Here is a 620-nt window from a genome sequence, read left to right as displayed (position 1 = left end):
CTCACCAACTCGTCTGCAATGACCGCGCTGCAGACCCTCCGGAACGTCAGCTCGCAGCTCGCGACCACGCAGAACCGGATCTCGACCGGCCAGCGCGTCTCGACCGCGTCCGATAACGCCGCCTACTGGTCGATCGCAACCTCGATGCGCGCCGACAACGCCGCGCTCTCCGCCGTGTCCGACTCGCTCGGTCTGTCGGCCGCGACCGTCGACACCGAATATACTGCTCTGACCTCGGTTGTGGGCGACAAGACCGGCGGCCTGACCAAGCTCCAGGCGCTGCTGGTCGAAGCCAAGACCGCCGGTATCGACCGCGTCAAGATCCAGGCTGACATCACCCAGATCCAACAGCAGATGAAGGCCACCGCCAGTGCGGCGACCTTCAACGGCGTGAACTGGCTGAGCGCGACCGCCGCGACGGGTACCGTCGACCTGGTGTCGTCGTACTCGCGTGTCAGCGGCACGCCCACCGTCGGCAAGATCACCCTGACGATTGCGAACTACACGCTCTACAACACCGCCGGCAACACCGGTATCCTGGACAAGGTGAGCGGTGGTGCGTCGGTCGACACGATCGCCATCGGCGCGCTGCAGGACACCGTCCCGGCCGACATGACCAC

At 65.8% G+C, this 620-nt stretch carries 1 protein-coding gene; it reads left to right on the top strand.

What is annotated here, in order from left to right; all coding sequences use genetic code 11:
- Positions 1 to 620, top strand: a 620-nt coding sequence (locus OWC48_RS45975) for a flagellin (protein ID WP_282525925.1), incomplete at both ends; no start/stop codon positions are given.

The organism is Bradyrhizobium sp. Arg816 (assembly GCF_029989365.1).
Lineage (GTDB): Bacteria > Pseudomonadota > Alphaproteobacteria > Rhizobiales > Xanthobacteraceae > Bradyrhizobium.
The sequence above is the reverse complement of the archived record's forward strand: the minus strand, read 5'-3'. Positions and strand labels throughout refer to the sequence as shown.